The organism is Haloferax sp. s1 (assembly GCF_058382125.1).
This window is the reverse complement of the sequence record NZ_JBZRPK010000523.1, coordinates 1-6631: the sequence shown is the minus strand read 5'-3', so window position 1 is coordinate 6631 and position 6631 is coordinate 1. Positions and strand designations below refer to the sequence as shown.

General features: G+C 63.4%; 6 protein-coding genes and 1 pseudogene. All 7 read right to left on the bottom strand.

All coding sequences use genetic code 11. From position 1 onward, the window contains the following. A partial coding sequence (locus tag QT222_RS08760) for an aldehyde dehydrogenase family protein (RefSeq protein WP_491476944.1) occupies positions 1 to 856 on the bottom strand: 856 nt, incomplete at its 3' end. Positions 857 to 1020: 164 nt separating this feature from the next. Further along, positions 1021 to 1404, bottom strand: coding sequence for a PaaI family thioesterase (locus tag QT222_RS08755; protein ID WP_004060761.1), 384 nt, complete (start codon positions 1402 to 1404; stop codon positions 1021 to 1023). Between the two features lie 157 nt (positions 1405 to 1561). Further along, a complete protein-coding gene (paaK, locus tag QT222_RS08750; protein ID WP_491476943.1) occupies positions 1562 to 2854 on the bottom strand; it encodes a phenylacetate--CoA ligase PaaK in 1293 nt (430 codons plus the stop codon). 47 nt (positions 2855 to 2901) lie between these two features. Continuing rightward, a complete protein-coding gene (locus QT222_RS08745) occupies positions 2902 to 3630 on the bottom strand; it encodes an ABC transporter ATP-binding protein (protein ID WP_491476942.1) in 729 nt (242 codons plus the stop codon). Beyond that, positions 3627 to 4391 carry an ABC transporter ATP-binding protein gene (locus QT222_RS08740; RefSeq protein ID WP_004060764.1) on the bottom strand — a complete coding sequence of 255 codons (765 nt, stop codon included), beginning with the start codon at positions 4389 to 4391 and terminating at the stop codon, positions 3627 to 3629. The genes QT222_RS08745 and QT222_RS08740 overlap by 4 nt, the downstream gene beginning before the upstream one ends. Then, positions 4384 to 6372: an ABC transporter permease gene (locus QT222_RS08735; protein WP_491476941.1), complete on the bottom strand. Its 1989-nt coding sequence runs from the start codon at positions 6370 to 6372 to the stop codon at positions 4384 to 4386. The genes QT222_RS08740 and QT222_RS08735 overlap by 8 nt, the downstream gene beginning before the upstream one ends. A 1-nt stretch (position 6373) precedes the next feature. Beyond that, positions 6374 to 6631, bottom strand: a pseudogene (locus QT222_RS08730) (branched-chain amino acid ABC transporter substrate-binding protein); the annotation flags it as partial.

The window sequence follows — 6631 nt, the reverse complement described above, 5'->3', positions numbered from 1 at the left end:
TCTGACCGGCGTTCATGAAGATACCGTAGTGGACGCCTTTCGCGGCGGCGTCGAGGTCAGCATCGGGGAAGACGACGTTCGGTCCCTTGCCGCCGAGTTCGAGCGTGACGCCGGTGACGTTCTCGGCCGCGTCGGCCATGACGCGCTTGCCGATTTCGGTGCTGCCGGTGAAGGTGACGTGTTCTACATCGGAGTGCGATGCGAGGGCCGACCCCGCTTCCGACCCGCTTCCGGGGACGATGTTCACGACGCCGTCCGGGAGGCCGGCTTCTTCGGCCGCGAGTCCGTAGTACAGTGCGGAGAGAGGAGTCTGACTGGAAGGCTTCAGAACCGCCGTGTTCCCGCAGGCGAGTGCGGGTGCGAGCCTGCGCCCCGCGAGTTGGAACGGGTAGTTCCACGGGACGTTGTGGCCGGTGACGCCGAGCGGTTCGCGCGTCGTGTAGTTGACTCGCTTTCCGGGAACCGGGTTGTAGCCGCCGGTCACCTTGTCGGTCCAGCCGGCGTAGTACCGGAAGGTGTCGATGACCATCTGGACCTCCATCCCCGCCTCGAACGGCGTCTTGCCGTTGTCGTGGGATTCGACGAGCGTAATCTCGTCTTTCCGTTCCTCGATGGCGTCGGCCATCGCGTGGAGCAGCTCGCCGCGCTCTGACGGCCCCATCGTCCGCCACTCGCTACCGCGCTCCGCGGCCTTGCTCGCGGCCTCGACGGCGGCGTCAACGTCCGACTCGCCGGCACGGGCTACGGTTGCGTACGGTTCTTCTGTCGCGGGGTCGAGCGTCTCGATGGTCGCGTCCGATGCAGCGTCTACCCAGTCTCCGTCGATGTAGAGACTCGTCGGGCCACTGTATTCCATTACACTGTAGCGTTCCACCCCAAATTATTAATTATTGTTGGTTACTGTAGAGAATGCGATACCGACGGCGTCGCTCACGGGAGCAGTAATCTCTGCGAGCGCGGACCTCTGCGAGCGCGATACCCGCTCGGCCGCGGTTCGGCCTCACCTCGTGAAGTCAGACCTCACCCGGTCTTGTACACCCCTCTGGCGGTTGCGATATGGCTTCCGTCCGCGGAGTACACGTCCACGTCAACCGTGCCGACGTCGCCGCCGAGTCGGGCCACGTCGGCCTCCGCGCGCAGGTCGCCGGTTCCGGCGTTCAGGTAGTCGATTCGCATGTCGATGGTCGGGACCGGTTGGTCGACTTCGCTCACGAGCGCCGCGCCGCCGACGGTGTCCGCGAGGGTGAACGTGACGCCGCCGTGGGCCATCACTTGGTCGGCGTTCCACGACAGTTCCTCGCGCATCTCGATGTACCCTTCTGCGTGTCCGTCTGCCGCTTCGGTAACTTCGACGCCGAGCAACCGCGCGAACGGCATGCTCTCGAAGAATTTCTCGATGTCCATAGTTGTCTATTTCAGGCGTTTGTTAAGTTCGTTTCGTCGGTTGAAGGTCGTTTCGTCGGTTGAAGGTCGTTTCGTCGGTCGGGGGTCATTTCATCGGTGGAGAGTCGTTCCGTCGGTCGGGTGGTGTTCGCCACGGAGACGACCGTTGCTGTGCGGGTCACCGATGGTCGTAGACGCGCTGGACCTTCCCAACTTTGGTGCGCTCGATACTGCCCGCGCTCACGAGCACGATTTCGTCGGGCGTGAATCCCAGCACGTTCGAGAGACGCTTGCGAATGCGTCGTTCGAGTCCGTTCCGGGAGCCGTCAAAGTCCTCGGCGAGTTCGACCGTCAGGTCGAGGCGGTCGAGGTTCCCGTCGCGCCGGAGGTCGATGCGGTAGTGCGGCGCAATCTCGTCGAATTCGAGGACGACAGACTCCACCTCGCTCGGGTAGAAGTTCACCCCGCGGACGATGAGCAAGTCATCCGCACGTCCCGTGACGCCGCTCATTCGGACGCAGGTTCGTCCACACTCGCAGGTGTCGTAGTCGAGCGTCGTCAAATCGCCCGTGCGGTACCGAAGCACCGGAAGTGCCTCCTTCGTCAGCGTCGTCAACACGAGTTCGCCCTCTTCGCCCTCTTCGACCTGCTCGCCCGTATTGGGGTCGATAACTTCGGGATAGAAGTGGTCCTCCCAGATGTGCATGCCCGCCTGTTCGAGACATTCGACGGCGACGCCGGGGCCGATAATTTCCGAGAGACCGTAGTTTTCGACCGCGGTGGCGTCGAATCGGGTTTCGATTTCGTTTCGCATCGGCTCGGTACAGGGTTCCGCACCGTAGAGAATCACCGACAGTGGGAGGTCTGCCGGGTCGTATCCCATCTCCTCGGCGACTTCGGCGAGGTAGAGCGCGTACGACGGGGTGAGACAGATTGCGTCGGTTCCGAGGTCGGCAAGCATCTCGACTTGCCGTTGCGTGTTGCCGCCGCCGGTCGGAACGACCGACAGTCCCATCTCGGTCGCGCCGTCGTGAAAGCCGAATCCGCCGGTGAACAGGCCGTAGCTGTAGGCGTTCTGGAGGGAGTCGTCGCTCGTCAGACCGACACCGCGGAACCCGCGGGCCATCATCTCGCGCCAGATGTCCAAGTCGTCCCGCGTGTAGCCGACGATTTTGGGCTTGCCGGTGGTTCCTGACGATGCGTGAATTCGAATCACGTCGTCCATGTCGACGGCGAACATGCCCGTCGGATACTCGTCGCGGAAATCTTCTTTCGTCGTAAACGGAAGCTTCGACAGGTCGTCGACGCCCGTCACGTCTTCCGGGGAGACACCGGCCTCGTCGAGCGTGCGGCGATAGAACGCGACGTTCTCGTAGGCGTGTCGAACCACCTCCCGAATCCGCCGGTCTTGCAGTCGGCGCAACTCCGGTCTCGGGAGTCGCGTCGAGTCGGTCTCGTCGCTGGAACTCATCGCTCGTATGTCTACGATACATTCACAAAAGATTATTCACTATTCTGCTAGTCGGCGACCGAGACGCCGAGATAGCGGTCGAGAATCTCGTCCAAAGCCGCAACCTCGTCGGCCGGACCTTCGTGGACGACCTGCCCCTTATCGAGGATGTACACGTAGTCGGCAGCATCGAGTGCGACTTGGACGTTCTGTTCGACCAGCAGGATAGTCACGCCCTCGTCGTTCAACTCCTTGATTTTCCGTTGGACCTGCTTGACGATGGACGGTGCCAGTCCTTCGGTTGGTTCGTCGAGCATCAAGAGGTCCGGCGCGGAGACGAGTGCGCGGGCGATGGCGAGCATCTGCTGTTCGCCGCCGGAGAGAGCCGCGCCCTTGCTCGTTCGGTGCCGAGAGAGGTTTTCGAACTCGTCGATAATCTCGTCGACGGTCGGCTTGTCGATGTCCTTCCGACCGCCGATACGGCCGATTTCGACGTTTTCGGTGACTGTCAGTCCGGGGAAGACGCGACGCTCTTCGGGAACGAGCGCGATGCCTTCGCGGGCGGTCTTCTCGGGGGAAAGCGCGGTGATGTCCGTCTCGCCGAAGGAGATTGTCCCCGCCGAGGGCGTCACGCTCCCGAGAATGCTTCGGAGCGTCGTCGTCTTGCCGACGCCGTTGCGACCGATGAGCGTGACGACCGAGCCTTTTGGAACGTCGAGGTCGACACCCTGGAGGACGCGCGTCGAACCGTACCCGGAGACGAGTCCCCGAACCGAGAGCAGCGGGTCGGAACTCATGCTTCGACACCTCCGAAGTACGCTTCGCGGACCTCCGGGTCCTCCGAGACGGCCTCGGGGGACCCTTCAGCGAGTATTTCGCCTCTGTGGAGCACGGTAATCCGGTCCGAGACGCGCATCACGAGGTCGATATCGTGTTCGATGAGGAGCAGCGTCCGGTCCGAAAGCACCTCGTCGATGAGGTCCATCGTCGCCCGCGTCTCCTCGGCGCTCATGCCCGCAGTCGGTTCGTCGAGCAGAACCATATCTGGGTCCGTCGCGAGCACGATTGCGATTTCGAGGCGGCGTTTGTCCCCGTAGGCGAGCACATCGGCGAGTTCGTCTCCGCGGCCCAGTAGGCCGGACCGGTCGAGAACGCGGTCCGTGTGCTCGTTCACGTCGTCGAAGGTGTTCGCCCGCTGGAGGAACTCCTCGACGGGACGGAAGCCGTCTTCTCTCGCTGCTTGCGCGGCGAGCCGAACGTTCTCGCGGACCGTAAGCCCCGAAAAGACGTTCGTAATCTGGAACGAGCGGCCGAGACCGCGACGAACGCGCTCGTGCGGTGGGAGCGACGTCACGTTCTCACCGTTGAACGTCACCGTCCCCCGAGTCGGGCGAAGCGCGCCGGTCAGGAGGTTGAACGTCGTCGTCTTCCCGGCCCCGTTTGGACCGATGAGACTCCTGAACTCACCGCGTTCGATGTTGAGATTGACGTCGTCGACGGCGACGAGGTTGCCGAACTCTTTCGTGAGATTCGTCGTCTGTAAAATCGGGTCAGTCATGTTGTTCCACCTCTGTTTCCTTGACGCCGGTTCGGTCGTTCGAACGGTCACCGACGGTCGATTCGAACATCGGATGGTCGGCCACGGTCTTCGGAAGCGACACGAGACCGCGCGGCACGAAGATGACGAAGAGGACGAACAACACGCCGATGACGAGTTGCCACTGGTCGATGTACGACGAGAGGATGTCCTCCGCGGCGACGAAGACGCCAGCGCCAATCATCGGGCCGTAGAGCGTCCCCATACCGCCGAGGACGGTCATCACGATGACCTCACCGGAGTTTATCCAGTGGAGGAACGACGGCGCGACGTAGCCGTTGTTGGCGGCGAACAGACCGCCCGCGAGTCCCGCGAGACCGCCGGAAACGACGAAGGCGCGGCGCTTGTGCGCCGTCACGTCGTAGCCGATGAACGATGCTCGCTCTTCGCTCTCACGGATGGACTGCAGGACCGTCCCGAACGGCGCGCGAATGAGGCGGCGGGCCAGCAGGTACGACCCCACGACGACCGCGAGGAGGAAGTAGTACTGGACGACGCCGCCGTCGACGGTGAGCACGCCGAGCGGAATCTCGAACGCGTCCGGGTCGATACCGATACCGGCGAGACCGTAGAACACGTCGACACCGAACAGGCCGTCAGAGCCGCCGGTGAAGTCGAACTTGAACACGGCGTTGTAGAACAACTCCGCGAACGCGAGGGTAATCATCGCGAAGAACACCCCTGAAACGCGTATCGAGAGGTAACCGACCACCCACGCGATGGCCGCACAGACCGCGATAGCGACGAGGAGCGCGACGAGCACCGACGGCGAGATGTGCATGAGCGTCAGCACCGAGGCGTACGCGCCGACCCCGTAGAACAGCGTGTGGCCGAGCGAGACGAGACCCGCGTAGCCGAGCACGAGGTCCAGACTGAGCGCGAACAGCGCCCAGATGAGGATGTCTTCGAGGAGCGTGACGGAGTAGGTGACGCCGGTCAACTCGGCGAAAAACGGCACGAGTACGAGCACGCCGACGGCGGCGTACCCGATTTTCGCCCGCGTCTCCGACGATAACACGCCGCCGCCCGCCCCGTGGAGAAGTGCGCCATCGTGGTGCTCACCGCCGCCGATATCGGTTCCGAACAGTCCCGTGGGGCGGACGACGAGCACGGCAATCATGAGGAGGAAGACGATGAGACCCTCCAAGAACGGCGCGTAGGTCCGCGCGAACGTCTGGATGAGACCGACGAACAGCCCGCCGACGACGGCCCCGCGGAATGAGCCGAGACCGCCGAGCACGACGATGACGAACGCCGGAATGATGACGCTCGACCCCATCGTTGGACTGACGTTTTGGTACGCGCCGAGAACGATACCAGCCGTCCCGGCGAGCGCCGCACCGAACCCGAACGTCAGCGTGTAGTAGCGGTCGATGTTGATGCCGAGGTTGCGGACCATCTCGCGGTCCTCCGAGCCGGCGCGGATAATCATCCCGAACCGGGTGCGGTTCAAGAGGAGCCACGTACCGAGTGCGAGAATCGAGCCGAAGACGATGATACCGTAGTTGTACAGCGAGTAGTTGAACCCGAACAGCGCGACGGGTTGGTCGAGCACCGACGGAACGGGGAACGGCTGGGCCGACTTGCCCCAAACCGACGTGATGAGGTCGTTGATGATGAGAACGAGCCCGAACGTCAACAGGATGTGGTACAGCGGGTCACGGCCGTACAGTCGCTTGACGGTGAGCCGTTCGATACCCATCCCGATGACACCGACGAGCAAGGGCGCGGCGACGAGAGCGACCCAGAAGCCCGCGCCTCCGAGGGGTCCCGCGATGGCGAATGCGAAGTACGCACCGAGGGCGAACAACTCGCCGTGGGCGAAGTTGATGACGTCCATGACGCCGAAGATGATGGACAGCCCCGCTGCGAGGAGGACGTACACCATCCCGACGACGAGCCCGTTGAGGACTTGCTCTGCGACGGCACTGGCGACAGACATGCTAGAGGGTGCAACCGAGTTCGTTGCAGTCGGGCAGTGCGTCCGCGCCGTCTATCATCTCGCCGAGTTTGACGGCCGCGGGGCCGCTCCCACCATCCGGTGCGACGAGTTCACCCGGCCACACGGGGTTCATCGCCTGATGGTCGCAGTCGCGGAACTGGTTCCGACCGAGAACGGTATCCATTTCGAGGCCCGGGAGCACGTCTTTCACTTCGGCAGGGTCCGTCGACCCCGCTTCGGCGACGCCGCCGGCCGTCAT

What these genes read in the sequence shown, in the direction of transcription:
- QT222_RS08755 (WP_004060761.1), bottom strand. Translation starts at nt 1,404, where the DNA reads ATGGACATCGAGAAATTCTTCGAGAGCATGCCGTTCGCGCGGTTGCTC.
- paaK (WP_491476943.1), bottom strand. Translation starts at nt 2,854, where the DNA reads ATGAGTTCCAGCGACGAGACCGACTCGACGCGACTCCCGAGACCGGAG.
- QT222_RS08745 (WP_491476942.1), bottom strand. Translation starts at nt 3,630, where the DNA reads ATGAGTTCCGACCCGCTGCTCTCGGTTCGGGGACTCGTCTCCGGGTAC.
- QT222_RS08740 (WP_004060764.1), bottom strand. Translation starts at nt 4,391, where the DNA reads ATGACTGACCCGATTTTACAGACGACGAATCTCACGAAAGAGTTCGGC.
- QT222_RS08735 (WP_491476941.1), bottom strand. Translation starts at nt 6,372, where the DNA reads ATGTCTGTCGCCAGTGCCGTCGCAGAGCAAGTCCTCAACGGGCTCGTC.